The sequence below is a fragment of the Haloarcula sp. H-GB4 genome (assembly GCF_030848575.1).
Taxonomy (GTDB): Archaea; Halobacteriota; Halobacteria; order Halobacteriales; family Haloarculaceae; genus Haloarcula.
The window spans coordinates 86,728-107,761 of the sequence record NZ_JAVDDX010000005.1 but is presented as its reverse complement, the minus strand read 5'-3'; the positions used below and the strand labels follow the sequence as shown (position 1 = coordinate 107,761).

Below are 21,034 nucleotides of genomic sequence, written 5' to 3'. Positions count from 1 at the left end.
GTCTGTAGCGTCATAGTCTGTCCGACAGACATAAGACCGGCTGCTATAACTACAGAAACCAGTGACCGATTGCGACTGCGATTTCGAGGTTGGCGAGCAGGTCAGTTTCCCCGGCAATCAGGGAGAAATTACCAAGATCGACCACCGGGATGGTGGCCCCTGTCTTCTCTACATTCATACCGACGGTGGTCTCACCAAACGGCCGACTGCCCTGCCAATCGAAAAAACGGATACCGGTTCTGATCTCGTTAGCAAGGGCGAGTTCGATTCGCCTGAACGATTTGACCTGCGATTGAAGGCCGCCGAGCTCGGGCTTGCCCATCGACAGGACCGATTTGTCGCACTCACCGGGAGCCGCATTGATATCGAACCTTACCAAGTCAAAGCCGCCTACGATATCCTCAGTTCAGTGGACCACCGTTATCTCATCGGGGATGAGGTCGGCCTCGGGAAGACCATTGAAGCAGCGATCGTTATCGAGGAACTCATCGCTCGGGGTCGGGCTGACCGGGTACTGATTGTGACGCCAGCACCGCTGGCCGAACAGTGGCAGGCAGAGATGCGCGACAAATTCGACCGCACCTATCAGGTGTATGACCGGGAGTACGTCGAGGCGAAAAAACAGGCACACCCGAACAAGAACGTCTGGACACACGACGACCGGATCATCACCTCGATCGATTTCGCCAAGCAGGACGACATGCGGGCCGCCCTCGAGAACCTCGAGGAATCGTGGGATATCGCAGTGTTCGACGAGTCCCATCACCTGACTGCTCGACGCAAAAGCGACGATACAGTCGAGAAGACCGACCGGTATCGTGTTGGAGAGGCAGTCGCTCGTAATTCAGAGGGACTGCTGTTTCTGACAGGGACCCCGCACAAGGGGAAACCGGATCAGTTCTACTTCATGATCGACCTGCTTGCTCCCTACCGCTTCCGGGACGAATACGACATCACGAAAGAGGAGCTGCAGGACCTGATGATCCGGCGGCTGAAAGAGAACATGTACGAGCAGGATGGCTCGCCAATGTTCCCCGACAAGAACATCGAGACACTCCCGGTTACCTTCACTGACGAGGAACGCGAGCTCTACGATAACGTCACGGAGTATATCAGCGAGAGCTACAACCTTGCCGACCAAGAGGACAGTAACGTCGTCGGCTTCGCGATGTCCATCTACCAGAAACGCCTCGTCTCCAGTATCTATGCCATCAGACAGTCGCTAAAAAAGCGGTTGGAAACGCTCAAGACTGGTGGGAAAGACCCAGGCGAACTCTCGTCGGTCGTCCGGAGTATGGTGGACCAGTACCGCGCTGACCCGGACATGCTGACAGATGAACAGCGAGATCGAGTGGAGGAGGAGCTCGAAGACGTCACGCTGGGGCGGGACAGCGAGGCTATCGAGGAGGAACTGGCTATTGTTCAGGACCTCTACAACCAGGCAAAAGCGATCCAGACTGACTCCAAGGCCAGGGAACTCCGTAATTTTGTGGACCGCATCCTCGAGGAGGATCCAGACGAGAAGATCCTTGTCTTCACGGAGTATACAGATACGCTCGAATACCTCCGTGATCGGGTGTTCAGCAATCATGACATCGCACAGATCTACGGCGATCTGAACCAGTCCCAGCGCCGGCAGGAGATCGAAAAGTTCCGCGAGGAGGCGAACGTCATGCTTGCTACCGATGCCGCACGGGAGGGGCTGAACATGCAGTTCGCCCATATCATGGTCAATTACGACCTCCCATGGAACCCGATCAGGATCGACCAGCGGATCGGGCGACTCCATCGTTACGGGCAAGAGCACACTGTCGAGATTCGCAATCTGTTCGTTACCGATACCCGAGAGAGCGATATCCTCGAATTGCTCATGGACAAAGTCGATGAGATCGAATCCACGCTGGGTATGAGTTCTGATGTACTCGGGATGGTTCTGGATGAGTTTGATCTCGAAGAACAGATTATGACTGCAATCTCGAAAGACCAGTCAACCGAACAGTTCGCTGAGGTTATTGACCAGACTGTCGAGGAACATGCCGAGGCGATCCAGCGTCTCGAGACGGATTTCCTGATTCGTGACCGGTTCGATCTCAGTGAGGAAGACCGGAAAATCCTTGATGTGATAGAGGAGTCGAAAGACGAGCAGGTCAGTGAGACGGATATCGAATCGCTTGTCAGGACATTCTTCGAGCTGTACGATGGCGATATCAGTGGGACCCATCCGGGCCCGGCCCGCACGGAAGGGGATGTGTTCCAGCTCACGGTTCCAGATGTGATCGCAGGCGGTGAGGTCCAGAAGCGGTACGACCAGGCGACCTTCTCTCGGGAGATTGCACGGGAAAAAGAGGCGATCACGTTCCTTGCACTCGACCATCCACTGGTGAAGAACATCATCGAATTCTCGTTGCAGTCCGATATTGTGGGTGGCCAGACTGCTGTCAGGGTCGGATCAGACGATACACCCACGCCCGGACTGCTCTGTAACTACCGCATCGGATACCAGTCGGGTCGAGGCGATACCGTTACCGAGCGGCTCATCCAGCTATACGTTCGTCCCGATGGAACCGTACTGGACGAGGAATCTGTCGAACTCGTCGGTGGGATTCCACCGGAGCAGACCGAGTCATTCGATGACGTAACGACAATCACGCAGGTTGCAGATGACCTGCTCGAAGTCGCTGAAGGCGAGGCTTGGGACCGTGTCAACCAGCTTGCCGAGGAGGCACAGGCCGAGCGCTCACGGGAGATCGAGATCAAACGGGATCACGCAAAGCGGTACTTCGAAAGCAAAATCGACGAACAGCAGGAGCGGCTTGAACGCTATGAGCAGCGTGCCAGCGAGCCGGACGAAGATATGCAGGTGCTCATCAACCAGACGAATCGAGCGCTTCAGGACCTGCGCAAGGAGCGAAAAAAAGAACTCTCGCGACTGGACGAGGAAGAGATTGTCGTCCCGGATGAACCCGAGCTGGTCAACGTTGCGGTCGTGATTGGCCACTGACCACTCCCTGAGAGTGATAATCATAGTCTGAATCTCATCACTTGGAGTTTCTTACAGGAGTTTCGCATCTGGACAGCAAGCGGAGAGCTGGTCGTAAATTTCATCGACGGCACTGCCCGGTCCGCTGAAACAGGACTTCAGACAAACATGCGTTCCAAAGAGCGGTAGTCTGTTACTATGGCGGGATGAACCGTATGTTTCTAGCCACTACAGAGCGATGGGACCTGATTGATAAACCTATGAGTTTGACGCTCAAGAGACCGGATCTCATTCCGTCGAATTTGCTGAGAGGTGATATTCTGGTCGACGTACCGATCTACTTCCATGGCTGTAGTGGTCATCTTTCCGACCAAGGAATCAGCGTTACCTGAACCGTCGTCTATCGGATTTCACACCAACATAATCTAGTCGCTATTACAGAATATCATCAGTATTCCCATCGCTGTACCGTGATATGACACAAGCTCTTTATTGTAGCCAATTAGCAACGGTGTATAGATGGTTGCGATGATAACGTCGCTCGCGAGTCCTGCCTTCGCGCGTGAAGTTTATGCGGCCCTTGGAGAAGTGGAGCCATGAGTGACTATCGATCCACTGAAATATCTGATTGTCTGCGGCGGACAGTCGACGGTTTCGAAAATGAACAGACAGAGCACCGTGCATTCCTTTTCAGGCACATTGGGTTTCTGACCGAAACGCTCGCAGCAGAGCAGCGGCATCGACAGTGGAATATTCCCAGTGGATGTCCACAGGCAACACCGAACTCTCTCGCGCGAAAACGGAGTTCTACTGACGATTCTTATCAGTGTTGCTACGGCAGGGTTTGGTCACCATCCAGCGATAGCCAGCGAGATACATGCGTCTGTGGTGATCCACTCTGCGGTAGCGATGATCCGCTCGATGCGGTCGCAGCTGCAGTACTCTCGAATGCAGAGTCGATTGTTGACCACTATTACACCAATGCCGAGCGGGCAATTGTCGCCGCTCTCCGGGACCAGATTGGTGACTGGGAGGATATTGTGGCTGCAGAAACCGAAACCATCGAGCGGGTTTCGCGTACTGCCCCGGGACGACGTGTCCTAGATGCCACGGCAATTTCAGAACTCAAGGAAGCACTTTCGATAATCAAGGACCACCGATACACAGAGGGCTATACGCTTACCAGCCTTCCGACAGTCGCCTATGATCTCCTGCAGGAAATGATGGTATTACTCCCAGGCATTGACGATACCAGTGCTTGGTGGTTATTGCTCACTGCTCTCGATAAGCCAGTTTGGCCTGCAGATAAACAGGTAGACGCACTGCTTGTAGAACTCGGCCTGCTTGGTCCGGAGAATACACCGGAGAACGGTCGACACAGAATACTGGAGTCCGAACTGAGTGACCGTCACATCCCGGCACTGCACAGAGCACTCGCAGGGCATGTGAGCTACTGTGATGAGGACCACACAACCTCGAACTGCGAACTGCAGCAGTTCACGCTGTCACATCGAATTGACAGGCAGGTATCGGCCGAGGGGACAGAGAGGCCAACAGTCGTGGATCTATTCTGTGGCGCTGGTGGCCTTTCGCATGGATTTACACGGGGGGTTACCGGTCCGCAATTCGACGTGGCACTGGCGGTCGATGAAGATGAAGCAGCAACGGACACATATCGGCTCAATCATCCCGAGATCCCACATCAGAAGATCCAGTGTGACGATATCGGGAATCTTGCAGAGAATGCAGATGAGCTTGAAGAGCTCGCTCCAGATGTCGATCTTGTCGTTGGTGGCCCCCCCTGTCAAGCACTCTCGGTAGCGGGTTACCGGTCTCGGCGAGCTGACGATGACTCCTATAGCGTGATCGATGATCCACGGACGGAGCTGTATCAGCACTACGTTTCGCTACTTGAGACACTCGAGCCACAGTACATCATCATGGAGAACGTCGAGGGAATCCGGAGCCCGGTTGGTGACAGTGACAGGCGCGTTATAGATGATGTTGAGGCTGCGCTGTCAGAACTGGGATATACTACTGATCACCGGCTCATTGACTGTTCGAGGTTCGGGATTCCACAGGAACGTGACCGCGTCATACTGTTCGGTGTGCGTGGCAAAACTGTCCCGGAGCCGGACGAACTGGTTGGAGAATTCTTTGGAGCACTTATTCCAGACACTGACACAGAGACAACGATACATCAGGCCCTCTCGAATCTGCCACGGCTTCGACGTGGTGAGGGTGGAGACGTGGTTGCAGGGCGACACCGGGGTCGAGCCAGTGAGTACGTTCGCGACAACGAACTCCACAATGGTACGCAACTAACGTACAATCATCAGGCTCGTGAACATCCAATGGAAAAAGATCGGAAACTGTTCAGCGATGTGATGGAACCTGGTGACACTGGCTGGGATGTAAAATACGGGACCGAGTACGGACATCTTATCGAATATGATGTTGGGACAGAGGAGAACCCCAAGTTCAAGGACAAGTACCGGATGTTACACTGGGACGAACCCTCGCCGACTATCGTTGCGCATCTCGAAAAAGACGCAAATAGCTTCATTCTTCCCGACTACTACGAATATGCTCGCCCTGACGTAACAAAACAGGATAGTACTCGGAGTCGAGGTATCACGCCTCGGGAGGCGGCACGACTCCAGTCGTTCCCTGATTCGTATGTATTCCTAGGCCCGTTCACTAGCCAGTTCCGGCAGATCGGCAATGCCGTTCCCCCAGTCTTGGGAGATCGGATTGCTTCGGTACTCGGCAAGTTCATCAGCAATGGAAGTCCTGCGGCAGCCAGTGCGTCAGACTCCCTTGCAGCAAAATCGGACGACTAGATCCAGCTTCTCAACCTTCTTTGCTGGTCGCGTGTCAATAGGAGATATGCCATCTGAGTCTCTAACTGCAATCGATCTCTTCTGTGGTGCTGGAGGGATTTCAACCGGACTTCAGTGGGCAGGATACGACATTAGCTGGGCCAATGATGTCGATGACGCTGCCACCGAGACCTACCGTAAAAACCACCCTTCGGTGGACTGCACGACAGCGGATATCACCACGTCTGAATTACCCGCGTTAGACCAATCAATTGATCTTGTCGCTGGTGGACCTCCCTGCCCACCGTTTTCAATTGTCGGTCGAACAAAGCTGGATTCCCTCGATGGCCGCGATGCAACGACAGACAGTCGAACACAGCTCTGGAAGCGACTCCGCGACGCTGTTGCAAAATACGACCCAGACGCATTCGTTATGGAGAACGTGCAGGGTATGGCATCAGCGGAAAACGACGCTGGAGAATCTGTCCTCCAGCATATCTGTGGGGAATTTCGCAATCTCGGATACAGTGTCGACCACTGGGTCGTGGATGCCGCTGATTTCGGCGTCCCACAGCGACGGAAGCGACTCCTAATTATCGGGACAAAAAAAGATACACGCCCCCCGAGACTTGAAGAGTGGCGCACACATCGGGAGCCCAAATCCGACAGAGAGCGCACCGCCCGGTTTGTATCACAGCCAGAACGCGAGCAGACACAGGAAACACTCGATGAATATCTTGAGGCCAATACAGATGCAGCCAGTCCGGCAAAGCCACAATCGCGCGTTCCTTGGGTAACTGTTGCAGAGGCGATCTCCGATCTTCCACCCCTCTCACCAGGAGGTGACAGAGCATCAGACCTACATCCACCAGCCGCAGCCGACAGATATGAACTGCCACCAGTGACCCAGTATCAGAAATGGGCCCGAGAAGATGCACCGACGGTTTCTACGGAGAATGGCAAGCATGAGAAACTGCATAACCACGAGGCACGCTATCATAACCTCGCAGATCTGTCGCTCTACTCATTGCTCGGTGCAGGGACTGGCTGGCGAATTGGAGACCTTCCCGATAAGCTCCAGCCCTACCGTGAGGATGTGTTTTCCGATAATTACACGAAACAGCAGGGTGATCGACCGTCTTCAACGGTGACGGCACATATTCATAAGGACGGACATATGCATATTCATCCACGTCAGGCCCGCTCATTTACCGTCCGTGAAGCGGCTCGAATTCAGTCGTTCCCTGACCGATTCGTGTTCCCCGGGTCCCGTACAGCTGCATACAGACAGGTTGGAAACGCTGTGCCACCGTTACTGGCCGAGAGCGCTGGCAGAGCGATCCGGACTGTTATCGAGCAAGGTTAAGCCGCATTCCGCAGCCGCTCCCGTATCTGCTCGTAGATCTGTTCTGGAACAGTACCAGAGTCGTACATCGTAAGTTCACGAGCAAGTACAGTAATCCAATACCGTCGCGGATGCTGGTGCCACACTGCCAAGTTGACGAACAGTTTGTCGTCTGTATAGAACGCATCAGCGGGTTCATTCGTAAGGCAGGGTTGCACAGTCAACGCTGTGTCGAACGCTGTCAGCAACCCACTCAACTCCGCCAGTGCCTCGGTGATCTCTAGCTCGGAACTGTGACACTCGCCTGCTACTGCAATCTCTTCGCCTGCAATTTCCCGAGTGCTGAATGCTGTAGACTCCTGTGGTACGCCAGTACGGAAGAGACGCGCTGCGGACCCCAAGTCTGTGCTGTGCTCTATCTGGTCGTACCCATCGATAAATGTCAATCGAGCCTCGGCTTCTTCGGGCGTATCGATAGCCAGTGAACTGGCAAGTGCAGAAAAGTCATTCTGGTCTGACGCTGTCAGAATTGTCTCAGTAATAGCCGGAATCTGACTAGTTACGACGGCGGTGTTGATTAGCTCAGGTTCATCAGGAATCACCATCCGTTCTCGTTCGAGTCGATCCTGTTCAGACTCCCATTCTGTCTCGAGTTCCTCTAGTTTGCTCCTAGCCCCCCGGATCGCAATAGTCATGTCTTTGTCCGTGTCCGTCTGCTTCATTTCGTATTTTCTGAGACGGTCCTCCTGCTCCCGAATTTTTTCCTCAAAATAGCGACGAGCGTGCTTTTCCTTGATATCTACGTCTTTTTGCCTTTCCTGTTTAACATCAGAAGCAAGCTCTTCTACTCGCTCACGAGCCACTGACTCAGTCGTTTCGAGCAGTGATTCGGCCTCTTCTGCCAGCGTGTATGACTGAGGATGTGCAGTCGCAACTGCAGGCGGTAACGCTCCTGCCAGTCGAGGAGGTTCTTGGCTTATTTCTCCCTCCTCAGTAATATATATCCGCGCGTAATCTTCAGTTGGTAGCTCGCCGTCACCGCTCACGTAGCCAAGTTGATACGTTGCAAGAATCCCCGGTGCAGCCTCTGTTTCACCCGTGACAAGTGCTGCAACCTGTCCATCGATCCAGTCTCCATCAAGACAGTAGTCGACGATCTGCTGCACCAGAGCATGATTCAGCGAGACAAGCTCGGCTTCCGGACGCTCGAGAGCGGTCTCTCGAGCAAACGTCACCTTGGAATATCGTGCTTTCACACTATCGTCCAGTGCTAGAATCTCTGGAACGTCAATCGAGTATAGCGGATGACTGTTTGGGGCAGGCCCAGCTGTTGCATTGCGAATCTCGCCACCAAACTCGGCAACAAACTGGTGAACAAGCCGTTCAATGTCATCCTCTCCGATCGGCCGTGTCTCGCTCAGATCGATGAGATCCTGAATATGGTCCAGTGCAGTCTGATCGAACTTGTCCCGAATGAGAAATTCGTTTTCGATCCGTTCGACTGCTTCCTTACGTTCATCAATCGCGTTTTCCAGATCAGCTTTCACATCATCTGAGCTACGTGCCCCCGTTACAGCATCCATAATCGCTCCCTCTACGTCGTAGTCATCAAGGACAGTCCCGAGAACATCAGAGTGCATCCCGGTGTCAGACTCGATTTGCTGGAGTTTCGAAACGAGCAGATCAAGTATATCACTCTCTCGCGTATTGCGGATGAACAGATTGTAGATGTGTACAGTCTCGTCTTGTCCATAGCGGTGAAGCCGACCCATTCGCTGGTCGATTCTGATTGGGTTCCAGGGCAGGTCGTAGTTGACCATGATGTGTGCGAACTGGAGATTCAGTCCTTCTCGCGCAGCGTCGGTTGCCAACAGAACCTGACAGTCGTCCTCGAACCGTTCCATTTCGGTCCGACGAGAGTCCTGATCCATTCCTCCATGAACTTCTGCAACATCAAGATCCTCAAGTACGGTATCACGCAGATAGTCGAGTGTATCAGTGTACTCGGTGAAAACGAGGATCTTCTCATCTGGGTTTTCTGTAAAAACACCATCCATAAATTCTCGGAGACGTTTCCCTTTCGAGTCCAAGCCGATGGCTTCAGTTGCTGCAATCAGTTGCTCGAGAACCTCCGCCTCTGTTTCTGCAGTGTCGTCAACACAATTCAGTTCTTCTGTTACAATCTCGTCGGCAGTGCTCTTTGAATCAAGATCGTCGAGACGGTTGCGAAGCGATTCCCGTATCGACTGAATACTCGAGACGAGTCGCTTCTGATAGATCACCATCGTAAACCCGGCTGCGTGTTGGTCGGAATCGGCGCTCGCAGTGTATATTGCGGAAATGTATTCTGTGAGGTCGTCGTACAATCTTCGCTCTGCCGGGGTGAGGTCTACACCCAATGTCTGAATTTCGCGTGGAGGAAACATCGGTTCCCCGTCAGCATCAATCATGCTATCGTCGCTCTTTGTCCGGCGTATCATCAGGTCCTCAATTTTCTCTGGTTTGACATCCTGTGGACCGTTAAATCGGTATGGGTCAAGTAATCGAAGCAGGTGATAGAACTGATCGGGTTTTCCCTTGTGCGGCGTCCCGGTCAGGAGCAAGAGCGCATCGGTATTATCACCAACTGCCTCACCAACACGATACCGATCGGCCCGGCTAATCCCGTCACTCCCCTCGCGTGCGGTCAGGTGATGTGCCTCATCGAATACAACTACATCCCAAGGAGTATCAAGTTGCTCAAGTGCCGCAAGCATGTCGTCCTGCTTAGCGAAATCGATTGAGGTCACAATACGGTCTTCCGTCTCCCATACGTTCTGCATGGGTCGTGCCTGCCTGAGTGAGTCGACAATACCTCTGTCATATGCCACATATTCCCGGCCGAACTTGTCCTGCATCTCTGCTTGCCACTGATCACGTAGCGATGCCGGGGTCACGATCAGTACGCGCTCTGCTCGCCCTCGGGCCAACAACTCTTCAATGATGATGCCTGCCTCAATTGTCTTGCCGAGTCCGACTTCATCAGCGATCAGATACCGGGGTTCATAAGCAGTCAGGACTTCGTGTGCTGCGTCCACCTGATACGGTTCAATTCTAATCCGGCTCCCAGAGAGTGACAGGAATCGATCCGATCCATAGGCGAGACTTAACCGAGCGGCACGTTCACGGAGACTGAAACGGGCTGGATCATTGAATTCGCCACCAGCCAGTCTATCAGAGATTGATCGACCAGGATGCAATCCTTTTGAATCCGCTGGTACTTTCTTAAATTCGCCATTAGCTGTCCGTAGGTATAGCAGATCGACATCTGTAGACCGTTCCTCTCGCCCAATAACAGTCGCTTCTCCACCGAGAAAATCTACCATTTCGCCTGCCTCTGTCTCACTTACCTTTCGAAACATCGGGAGGTCTGGCGATATTTCGCGGGTGGTCCCTTCATCGGTCAGGACCTGAAATGAGGGTTCTGGCGAACGATTAACCACCTCAACGATCGTCCCACGACCGCCATAGAATGAGACCTGATCGCCGATAACATATTCCTCAGTCATTCAATATAGACATACATATCATGGTACCGTATAATTTTGTCTCGGTTATCAATATCTATAACCTCGGGATATAGGTAGATTAGACCGTTTCGGTCGTTATATTCGCCGACGCGACCCCGTTCTCTAAGCTTTTCTCCAGACTCGTGTGAGATAACGACTATGACATAATCAGCAGCTAAGATGGTCTCGATTACAGAGACACAGGAGACGAACCTACGCAAGAATCTGTGGCATATTACATATCAGGTACTGACGATAAAATATTAGAAGTACCTCCAAAGAACCATGTATGATAATGGGTGTTTCTGAACCAGTTATACAAGAGAACTTGCTGGCGATGGATCCAAAAAAGTTTGAATATTTTGTAGCAGATCTCTGGGAAAAGGATGGGTGGGAAACAACTGTTACCCAGCAAAGCAATGATCGTGGGGTCGATGTCATCGCTGAAAGAGATGATCCCGTCTCACAGAAGATGGTCATACAGGCGAAGAGATACAGTTCTCATAACCGGGTTGGAACGGCTGATGTGCAACAATATTATGCGCTGAAAAAGCAGGAAAATGCCGATATCGTCGCGATTGTAACGACCGGATCGTTCACAGACCCGGCAAGAGATCGAGGTGAAGAGCTTGACGTGGAATTGGTTGATGGAGAGGATCTTGTCGAAATGGTTCAAAACAACCAAGCGGCTGATTCCGTACAAACGCATGCAACACAAAGCCAAGGAGAAGTTCTCTCCCCAGCCGAATTCTGCGACGATGTCATTACTCGGGTACGGTTGACGAGGGGAGCTTCGTACTTGGCAGGCATAGGGCTCGGTACGCTTCTACTCTACACTGGGATATTTACCGAGTATGCGTTTTCAAGCACGATTATGTGGGTTGGTTGGGTGCTCATTCCCATCGCAGCGTATGTGTATACAAAGGCAGTACCCGAGGCATCTCTCTCCAATGGTGAGCTTGCTTCAATAGTTATCTTTCCACTGGCTTTTGGCCCATACTACCTCTATCAAGAGCTCTAATTACGCAGTCACCGAAATCAGTCCCCACCATCTACATACTGAAACGCCACGTACGATTTCCGACCGAGTTCGGTTGGCTTGACAATCTTCTGGCGGCCTCGCTCCTCAATCTCAATATACTCCTTCTCCAATAGCGGGTCGAGAATGTGATTTTCCAGCCGACGATAGTAGCCATTGTAGGAATCGCCATCGTAATGGACTGCAAACGGCAGTTCCTCCTGTTCACCAAACTCGATGAGATCCTTCTTGCGAACGGAGTAACTGAGCCCTTCGCGTAGATTGTCCTGTTCCGCAACCAGATATCCAAGGACTGTAATCCGCTGTGGGTCTGGCTTTGCGATGGGGTACTGTGGGAGATCCATTTTCGTCTCGACGCCATGGCCGACGGGTTCGTCACCGGCCGCATACTCCTCGGCGCGAACGTAGTACGGTGCAGCCTTGCCGGTCACCATACAGGCGATCATTCCACCGATTGCGGTGATCTTGCTTCCCGTAGCTAGGTTGACGTAGACCCTGTTGCCGGCTGCGTGTTCACTGACGATCAGATCGGCGATGACGGAGATTGTCTCGTACAGGTCGAAAATATTGCACTCGATTTCCGTTGTTTCGATAGGACTCTCGGCGAGAGCCGTGCGGACATCCGCATGATATGGTGGGCGTTCAATTCCATCGAGCCAGTCTAACAAGACGACCTTATCGGCGTTCGAATCGAGCGCTGTCTCGACGATTCGGTCCTTCTCAAACCCAAACGGCATGATGTGAATATTCTCTGGAAAGTCCATGGTGGGCCAGTGTTCGGCTTGTAGGTGCAGTGGCCATCGCAGACGCGGCCTGAATTATACGGCATACTGGCCGACCATTCAAATAGTAATGATTGTAACGATACTGCCGTACTAACACTCATTCATTGACACCCGCTCCAAGTACCTGTGCAGTCACAGACACAGTCGATACGCGACGAGATGCAGTCGAACAGCCATATTATTCATAGGGCGAAGGACGACCAGCGGGCCGACCACCCTAGCCAGTTACCCTGTCTTGGGCTGGTCGCTCCCAGTCAAAACAGTCGGGCAGCAACGCTCACGAAGGTGGGGGTCAAATGACAGCCAATACGTCTACGCAGGATGCTATCTATGGGTTCGAGATGTTTCGACACGAGACTCGAATCCAGATCATTGAGGAATTGTCACCGAGCGATATCCCAATGGACCGTGCGGCACTTGCTGATGAACTCCCAGAGGAACCGAGTATCTCGACACAGTCCGCCAGTAGCCCGGAGCAAGCGTTGCACCACTTGCATTTGCCAGTCCTCGAAAAGACAGGCGTGATCACCTACGATACCGAGACAGGACAGATCACGTCGTTCGATCAAGACCGACTGTCGACACTCATCGATACAACCCAAGACCTACTCCAGTCACTCGAGACAGACGAGCCGAAAGACTACTAGCGGTTTCGGATACCGTGAGTGGTGGTCCTCATCGGCCTGTTCCGAGGATATAGCGCCGTGGATGCGTTCTACGGTCGCGGCGGCAAGTTAGTCGTCAGACTGACGAAACACGTTTTTCTGACGGCCTGTTCTGGCCAAGATAGATGGTCGCACACGTCGCCAGATGGGAGCAGTGGCTTGCTGACACGCTCATCATAGACATTGCTGAGTCAGAGACGCCAGACCCAGTTCCGCTTCTTGCAGAAACGGACGACGGTCTTACTACGAGCGATGAGCTCGGGAGCTACAAATGGGGCAAGAATGATGGCGAATATCTGTATCTGCTCTATTTGCTCGATGGTGACGGAACGGATCCCGGCGATGTCATTCCCGTATACATCGGTGAGTCGACCGATATCAGTTCGCGACTCGGGCAGCACTCCCGGAAGATTCGGGAGTCACTACCACTGGAAGCGTGGGCTGACGACGGCTCTTGGGGAAGCTTCTCGAAGTACGACCATATGGCAACTGTCTACGAACAGGCATCAGGCTCGCTCTATGCGTGGATATACGAACTCGATGAGAACACACGCGGCCCGTACGGACATCCGACCTATCGACAGGAACTGGAAGCAAAGCTCGTTGGTCTTGTCGAATCGATGGAGCAGTATGATCGTGTCTTCGCGAACCGGGAGTTCGTTCCCAATCGGACCCTCTACGAAATCGGGAAGGCCGGTCCCGACTGGATTACAGAGGAGGATCCCACCTTAGAGCGGGTAAGGTCACCCGATCAGAGAGAACAGGAGCCATCAGCCTCAAAACTGGAACTGTGGAACAACTGGTTAGAGAACTACCTGCTTTCTGATCTCCGTGACCCTGAGATGAACGACCCAATTCACCTGTTCGATGCGGATGAGTCCGGTCGGGTTCGATTGACCGATACTGGACGCCTCGCACGATCAGATACAATTGATGATCGGATTCGTCGTGAAGGCCGCAAGTGCGTTGATGAGACTGGTATTCGAGACGACGGGTATGATGGGCTGTTGTACATCATGTACCAGCTCACGGCCCCAGTAGACGAAGCGACGCCGGCTGATATCAGTCCTCAATACATCGGGAAGGCAGAAGCCTACGGCAAGAAGCGAGAGCTGAGTTCGAATTTTACTGAAATCGCACAGGATCGACCTGCGACACGGAGCTTCGCCCGCTGGGGTGATGGTGATTACTGGCACATTGGTGAACTCTCGATGTCGCTGCTGGGCGATGATGAGCGAAAACAGCACTGGGCAGATGCGCTGTTCGAATCCGAATCTCGCCAACTGTCCCAGCCGACGTATCTATGGGTCCATGCTTGGCATTCCGGAGCTGATACCAGTCCGTATGGCCATCCACTCACGCTCGCAGCAGTTGAACCACTACTAATCGGTCTTGCCCATGCAGCGTCCCCACAGGCGCTTCTGAATCAGGACGGCGTCCCATCAGAAGCGGGTCAATGAGTTCCTCAACAGGACACGGCCGTACGGCAGTTACGTCCTAGACGGCCTCGGTCTATTTTGCGCCACCTCTAAGCTGGAGGTTTAAATACGATGATGAACGCAACTATGTGTGTGACGGATCGGAACCCCGAGTTTGACCCCGCAGACATCCGTGGTGCAGCAAGTTCGGACCCTAAATCGAGGGGGAACGGGCGGGAACGTGTCCTCGAATCCCGTAGGTACCCAAGCGGGACGGAAGATGCTTCTCGAACCTGTGCGACCTGTGGGAAAGATATCCCTCGGGATGAACGCCAGTGTCCGTTCTGCGCTCACACAAGCGTCTCAGAGACGCCTACCGACGACCAAGATGACAGCCCACTCGAAGAGTGGACATTCGGCCGAGTCGTGCTCGCGCTCGTCGAGGCGAACACTACCTTCCACGCACGAGCCCTCGGCGCTGCGGCCTTCTCCATCTCTGATAGTATCGCGAGCGGCGAGGACACCTCTCACGGAACGGTGAAGTGCCGTGCAGCGTTCGGCAGTGAGCCAGCCACCAATCTCACCAAAGGGTGGCCTGAGCTTCCGACCGAAACCATGATTGATGAGGACCGCGGACAGATGCTCTTAGAGACAGCCGACGAGCAGACCGATTGGGACGAGTCCGATGTCCAGCCACGAGTCTATCTTGAGGACGGGTCGTCGGTCACCGACCGCTCGGAGTTCCAGCGGCTCAGAGACGAGTTCCAGCAGGACAACGGCACGTACTGGCTTGTTCCCGGCATCGTGCAGCGCCATCAGGCGAGATCAGAGTTGGGGACAGTTGGGGTCGAGTTCCACTGTCGGCAGTGTGGCGCCATAACGGGACACGAGTCACACGGGCTCGACGGGTTCGAGTGCCATTCACATCTTGACCGGCTGATCTGGATTTGCAGGGAGTGTGGACAGCACCGACACGAGCCCGAACAGGAGGATGACACGGAGGAGGCCACAGGCTATGAGCATCTTCCCGACGGTGTCTCACCGGAGGATATCCACGGCGACGAGCCTGACTTCCAGGAGCAGGAGTTTCTGGACCAGATCGAAGCCTATCGCGAGCGTCATGGCTCCTTCCCGTGGGAACGGTAGCTGTCGTATCGGCAGAGCGTACGGTTACTGTGAAAACACAGCGTGTCACAGAACTGTTCACAGCCACTATTTGATTCTTGATGGACGGTCAGCATAGGTGATTGTTGGAGAACGGAGAAGTTGAGGCACAAGTTTCAGTAGGGCCTTGGACAGATATGTCAGCTATTCAAATGAGACGCTTACTGAGAATACAACGGATTATTTTCAAGGCGATCTTCGCTCTAAAGTCTATGAACCGGAGTACAACGAAGAGACGGCGGCGAAAAATGACGCAGTTTAATTTCTACAGATTCTGGGGCTAGAGAACGCAGACTATTTTTGTGACTGCGAATGTCTTCACTCTTGCATCGGCGCTTATCGACTTCTTATATGAGGAGACATTCAGTTAGGTATAGGTTTCGCTGGTGCCGGAACAGAAATAGTCGCAAGACTGTATAACACCGGAGGGCAGAACAGGTATATTAGCTAGACCACCCCCGAATGTCTCGTAATAGCCCGATAATATCACATATGGCACATTGTCGTATTCTCCTCTCAGTCGGACCGCATCTCCACACCGTCGAACCGCAACCTGAGCGCTGCCCGAGACTTATCAACAGCATCAGGGTCGCTGGTCAGTTCCTGTGAGAGGTCGTCATCAACGGCAATTGTGAAAAGATCTGGCCCATCGGCGGTTTGCCTAACGCCTTCCGGAGTATACTCTGTTGTCCCGTCGTAGTCATACTCTGGGTCTTGCTCGGCTTCAAGCAGTACTGCATGGAATAACTCCGGTAACGGCGCGTCAGCCCGGCTGAGCAGCGGTAGCAAATCGGCTGCAAACGCTCGCGCCTCGTCGCTGAGGCCGTTCATGGCCTGACCCCCGTCTTATGACATGAAATCATGTTTTTTACACTGTACCATGCGAATTCGCCAGTACGGGCCAAACGGCCCGCGTGAGTGGTTTCTGTCATTCGGGTCCTCAGGAACCACGTTGTCAGGGTCTTTGTTCCAGCACAGGCTCGTTTTCTATGGTGTAGAGCATCTAGCTCGTGAACAGCAAGTGGCTCCCAATAACATATCCAAGTCAGAATTACAAGAATGTAACGCTTAGCCATATCTGGAATAGTATTGCTTCAGAGTAAATAGCAAGACAAATACGAAAGATGGCGTCAGAGTAGAAATCAATGCGAAAATCTGGGGCGTGGATGACAATCTGGGACGACCGCATTATGGAATTCTTGAGCGAGAATGGTGCAGCCTCTGTCGGAGACATCACTGAATCAGTTAAGGTTTCGAATGCAACGGTCTCGCGTCGATGTCGAAAATTGGCTGACTACGCTCTATTGCGACCGATTGGAAATGGGGTCTACGATATTACAGAACGTGGAGAAAAGTATTTGAATGGCGAAATAAATACATATGACGATTAGCTTGACGCGATTTCCAAAACGGATGTTTTCAATAACTTCCTAAAGGGCAAGAACCCAGTAAGGAGGGGTAATTCTCTACCAAATATAACGTCAAATAGAGAAAGTGGACAGATACCTAAAGACCTACCCAGAGAAACTTTTCATCGCCGTCTTTGAATATCGAAAGCGTACAAGAAGTCGTTGATTACGTCAAGAGGTCTGTTGATATCTCGTCACGGCAGACTCGTCACTAAAATCCACGGGGCCGTACACGAAACCGCAGACCGAAACCAGCGAGAGCCGAGTGAACAGTTGAACGTGAGACACTTACCACAGCCTACTATAAATCTCGTCTTGGATAGTGAGAAACATACTAACTAGGTCAAAAATGAGTGAAAGTAGTCCATTCGGGTTCGATATTGGCCAAATCCTTGTATATGCAATCCCTGGCGGATTCCTTCTGAGCCCCATAATTCTCTCCTTGTATCTGGGTGCAAATATAGCACCAGCTACCGACAACGTCAATATCGTAATAGGAATATTGGTATTTTTTGTTGCCGGAATATTCATTGATCAGATTCGAGCTACGTATTTCAAGACCCCAGCCGATTTCAATCGACTATTATATCGCGTTTATCGAGAGGAGGCATATTTACCACTTTGGAGTAAGGTGAACAGGCGACTTCAATCCAAACTTGGCCATGAATGGGAAATTGAGAATGGAGTAGAATCAGAACTTAATGTTGACTTTGAACAGGAACTCTCGTCTTACCCCATCGAAATAAAGCCGAGCAATGCCGACCATCTTTATGATCTTATACTGTTGGACTTAGATCTTAGCCGAAGAACGGCGTGGCAAAAGACAGTTCATGAGTTTATGCAAAACTTAAGAATATCAAATTTTGGTATAGTAATTCTAATTCTGTCATCTGGAATTCAGTTCAGCATTGAGCAATCGGAGCAAATGTTCATTACCACAACTGCGTCATTCGCGATATTCATTATCTCTTTCTCAATGTTACAGTATTTTAACATTGCTGGTGAAACGTATGTCTCCCTTCTTGCCAAAGAGATAAATGGAAATTCCTAATAATGGACTGTTGAACAGCCCGTGCTTGATTTTTGAATTTACTGGCTACTAAATCAGTCCCTGATTCAATTTCGAATCTCACTCAGGTTTACTGCCTTTGGTATAAATCAATCCGAAAGATGCGCTAGCGCCGGATTCTCTGGATCAACACTCTGGATGAACCGAAGTAGCCGCTGTACAGCTGCAGGATCCTCTTCGATGCTGCTTAGGAAATGGACCATCCCCTGGATTGCCCGGTTCTGTTTGTGATAGTCCCAGACCTGCAGTTCGTCCTCGAGGTCTTGGTCGGTGACGATTTCGACGCCGGCTTCTTCAAGCGTGGCCGCTGCGTTCTCAGTCACGGAGGTGCAGATGCCAACAACTACGACGTTGGTCCGTTCCGCGAGATCCATCATCGCCTCGAACTCCTTGTAGACGGTCGAATCGTCAATATGGCGGTCTTTCACCTCCACGGACAGCATCAGGTCGGGTCCGTAGTAGCCGTCGATGTCGCCTTGACGGTGCTGTCGAGCTGACCCAGTTCGGACCTTGCTGGCCCGGAACGAGAGGTGCGACCAGTTGGTACGGACGTAGCCGTACGCCATCGCTTGGTAGGTGAGTCCTCCCTCTTCGTCTGGGTGCGACCGCTGGTAGTGGTTCAAAACCTCGACAAACGGGTTCGGGAAGGGTGGGTCACGCTTGTCGAAGTCCCGCGCGGCCAGCCGGTCCAGGCCGAGATCGAAGACTTGCTGGACAGCCTCGTGACGGCCTTCACTGGAGAGTCGGAAACTCGACTCCAGCATGTGATCGTACCGCTCCCACTCGCCGGTATGGTGTCCGGGTGAGCTAGGGAAGTTCGTTCGGAGTAAATCCGATCGGAACAGTTCGATTACGTCATTGTGAACTGGTCGAATCCCGTAGCGAGTTCCGTCGTACTTCGGTGTGAGTGTCGTCTTCGCGGTGTTTTCGTACCAGTTTAGGATAGTCTCGCGGTCAATATCGGGTTGGAACCCAGACAGCCGGTCGTCTTCGCGTGAGAGCTGCTCGGCAATCATCAGAAAGTCGATTGCCAAGCCCAGCGTTCCCTTCGAGGTGCCGAATTCCTCATCTACTGATTTGAGGAGGGTCCTAATTTCCGCGTCTTCGGCATCGGATATCTCCCTTGGTTCCGATGCACTCTCAGTCAGTGTTGTCTGGACCTCGTCGTCGTACAGCTCCGGGAAGTAGTCGGAAAGGAACGCTTCGATTGCCGCCTGCTCCTCGTCCGAGCGTTCGTAGTTCATATTGACAGCAGAGTCGTCGAGTGATTGTCGTCCGTCATGGCCATGTAGCGATAGTATCGGTGAGGCTCACTATTCGGTTTAAGATTACGAAATGGTATCTATCTACGAATAGCAGAGTCATCTATCTGGCGACTACGAACGATTAAATACAATCTGGCACAATGCCGTAGTAGATGAGCTCTCAGGGACTGAGTTACGTCGATTTGTTTGCCGGTGCTGGTGGGCTGTCGCTGGGCCTTGAGAAAGCCGGATTCGACCTCGTGCACGCTGTCGAAGTCGACGACGATGCGCGGTCAACGTTCGCACGCAACCGCGACGAAGTCAAGGCCGAAGAGATGACGATGGATATCCGCGATGTTGATACTTCTGAGATTACAGACCTCGTGGGACATGACACGGTTGACTTGGTTGCCGGTGGGCCGCCATGCCAGGGATTCTCAGAAGTCGTTAGTCCCGATGGCTCCGATGATCGGAACCATCTCTTCACTTATTTCATCCAGTGGGTAAACGAACTTCAACCCGAGGCAGCGCTTTTCGAGAACGTCCGTGGAATGGAGAACACCGACGACGGTCGATTCCTAGACGCTGTTAAGGAATCGTTCAACAACATCGGTTACGAGGTGACACCACACGTCGTGACTGCATCGGACTTCGGGGTCCCGCAGCACCGCCGACGTCTAATCGTACTCGCATTCAAGGGTAGCGCTCCAGCTCACTCAATCGATGGGTTCGAGATTGATCCCGTTGAGACTCCCGGGGTGATGGACGGGATCGGCGATCTTCCGCACGTAGGCGCTGGAAAAGAAGCGACAGCGTACGATTCAGATCCGGAAACGGTTCTCCAGCAAGACCTTCGGAACGGGAATGAAGAGTTGACACTCCATCAGGCAGCCAACCACACCGATGATATGGTTGAGATGATTTCGCACATCTCCGATGGCGGTAACCGGAGTGAGATTCCAGACGAGTTGGCTCCTTCCTCAGGATATCATAACTCCTACTCCAGGCTGGACTCTCGGGAGCCCGCAGTTGCCATCACCTCAAATATGTCGAAGCCCTCGAGCGCTCGCTGTATCCATCCGTTCCAAGATCGTGGGCTCACACCACGCGAAGGGGCTCGACTCCAAACGTTCCCCGACTGGTACCGCTTCGACGGTGGTCTGGTCTCTGTACGACAACAGATAGGCAACGCGGTTCCCCCATACTTGAGCGAGTCACTCGGGTATTATCTTAAAGAAGCTGTCTACGGCTTTGAGTTGGATTCAAATGACAGAGAGAGAATAAATACTCTGCGATCCGGCTCGCTCAATCTTGAGCAGTTCAATGATGGGCACACCGATATTGGCGGCCCAATGAAACAAATGACGCTGGACAATCTCTGAGACACGCCCTGCTACTCAGGCCCGACCGATCTCAGGTCTTAGACTCAGTCAATACAGGTGGTACAGTGAGCATCCGGACACAAGCGAACCACGCCCGAGGCAGGAAAAGGTAGGTTCGCAGACTCACTGAACGGCTATTTCACCGAGAACAGCGTCTGACCAAC

The 21,034-nt window shown here is 52.7% G+C and carries 14 protein-coding genes; 10 read left to right on the top strand and 4 right to left on the bottom strand.

Going from position 1 to position 21,034, the window contains the following annotated elements:
• Positions 1–61 precede the first annotated feature (61 nt).
• The 3 genes from RBH20_RS19785 (at position 62) to RBH20_RS19775 (ending at position 7,168) form a co-directional block, all read left to right on the top strand.
• Positions 62–3,001, top strand: a complete 2,940-nt coding sequence (locus RBH20_RS19785) for a helicase-related protein (RefSeq protein WP_306711930.1) — start codon at positions 62–64, stop codon at positions 2,999–3,001.
• 1,019 nt (positions 3,002–4,020) lie between these two features.
• Positions 4,021–5,823: a DNA cytosine methyltransferase gene (locus tag RBH20_RS19780; RefSeq protein ID WP_306711928.1), complete on the top strand. Its 1,803-nt coding sequence runs from the start codon at positions 4,021–4,023 to the stop codon at positions 5,821–5,823.
• A 31-nt stretch (positions 5,824–5,854) separates the two neighbouring features.
• On the top strand, positions 5,855–7,168 hold the full coding sequence (locus tag RBH20_RS19775) for a DNA cytosine methyltransferase (protein ID WP_306711926.1): 1,314 nt from the start codon (positions 5,855–5,857) through the stop codon (positions 7,166–7,168).
• On the opposite strand, the gene RBH20_RS19770 is transcribed toward RBH20_RS19775, so the two are convergent.
• Positions 7,165–10,695, bottom strand: coding sequence for a helicase-related protein (locus tag RBH20_RS19770; protein ID WP_306711925.1), 3,531 nt, complete (start codon positions 10,693–10,695; stop codon positions 7,165–7,167). The genes RBH20_RS19775 and RBH20_RS19770 overlap by 4 nt on opposite strands.
• Positions 10,696–10,984: 289 nt before the next feature.
• On the opposite strand from RBH20_RS19770, the gene RBH20_RS19765 reads away from it, so the two are divergent.
• Complete coding sequence (locus RBH20_RS19765; RefSeq protein ID WP_306711923.1) at positions 10,985–11,716, top strand: restriction endonuclease; 732 nt, start codon at positions 10,985–10,987, stop codon at positions 11,714–11,716.
• A gap of 17 nt (positions 11,717–11,733) precedes the next feature.
• Here the strand turns inward: RBH20_RS19765 and RBH20_RS19760 are convergent, their stop codons facing one another.
• Complete coding sequence (locus RBH20_RS19760; protein WP_306711920.1) at positions 11,734–12,471, bottom strand: DUF6293 family protein; 738 nt, start codon at positions 12,469–12,471, stop codon at positions 11,734–11,736.
• A 344-nt stretch (positions 12,472–12,815) separates the two neighbouring features.
• Here RBH20_RS19760 and RBH20_RS19755 point away from each other — a divergent pair, with 344 nt between their 5' ends.
• From RBH20_RS19755 to RBH20_RS19745, 3 genes are all read left to right on the top strand, one after another.
• The gene (locus RBH20_RS19755) at positions 12,816–13,166 is read left to right on the top strand and encodes a hypothetical protein (RefSeq protein ID WP_306711918.1); all 351 of its coding nucleotides are present in this window, start codon (positions 12,816–12,818) and stop codon (positions 13,164–13,166) included.
• A 143-nt stretch (positions 13,167–13,309) separates the two neighbouring features.
• Positions 13,310–14,644 carry a GIY-YIG nuclease family protein gene (locus tag RBH20_RS19750; RefSeq protein WP_306711916.1) on the top strand — a complete coding sequence of 445 codons (1,335 nt, stop codon included), beginning with the start codon at positions 13,310–13,312 and terminating at the stop codon, positions 14,642–14,644.
• 90 nt (positions 14,645–14,734) lie between these two features.
• Positions 14,735–15,748 (top strand): hypothetical protein, encoded by a 1,014-nt coding sequence (locus tag RBH20_RS19745; protein WP_306711914.1) that lies wholly within the window; start codon positions 14,735–14,737, stop codon positions 15,746–15,748.
• 534 nt (positions 15,749–16,282) lie between these two features.
• Here the strand turns inward: RBH20_RS19745 and RBH20_RS19740 are convergent.
• Entirely contained in the window at positions 16,283–16,597 is a 315-nt protein-coding gene (locus RBH20_RS19740) for a hypothetical protein (protein ID WP_306711913.1), read from the bottom strand.
• Between the two features lie 314 nt (positions 16,598–16,911).
• Between RBH20_RS19740 and RBH20_RS21415 the strand changes: the two genes are divergently transcribed.
• Both RBH20_RS21415 and RBH20_RS19735 read left to right on the top strand, forming a co-directional pair.
• Positions 16,912–17,157 (top strand): winged helix-turn-helix domain-containing protein, encoded by a 246-nt coding sequence (locus RBH20_RS21415; protein ID WP_373567990.1) that lies wholly within the window; start codon positions 16,912–16,914, stop codon positions 17,155–17,157.
• A 367-nt stretch (positions 17,158–17,524) separates the two neighbouring features.
• Positions 17,525–18,226, top strand: a complete 702-nt coding sequence (locus RBH20_RS19735; RefSeq protein ID WP_306711911.1) for a hypothetical protein — start codon at positions 17,525–17,527, stop codon at positions 18,224–18,226.
• 107 nt (positions 18,227–18,333) lie between these two features.
• Here RBH20_RS19735 and RBH20_RS19730 read toward each other — a convergent pair whose 3' ends face one another.
• Entirely contained in the window at positions 18,334–19,488 is a 1,155-nt protein-coding gene (locus RBH20_RS19730) for a hypothetical protein (protein WP_306711910.1), read from the bottom strand.
• A 173-nt stretch (positions 19,489–19,661) separates the two neighbouring features.
• Here RBH20_RS19730 and RBH20_RS19725 point away from each other — a divergent pair, with 173 nt between their 5' ends.
• The gene (locus RBH20_RS19725) at positions 19,662–20,870 is read left to right on the top strand and encodes a DNA cytosine methyltransferase (protein WP_306711909.1); all 1,209 of its coding nucleotides are present in this window, start codon (positions 19,662–19,664) and stop codon (positions 20,868–20,870) included.
• Positions 20,871–21,034 lie beyond the last annotated feature (164 nt).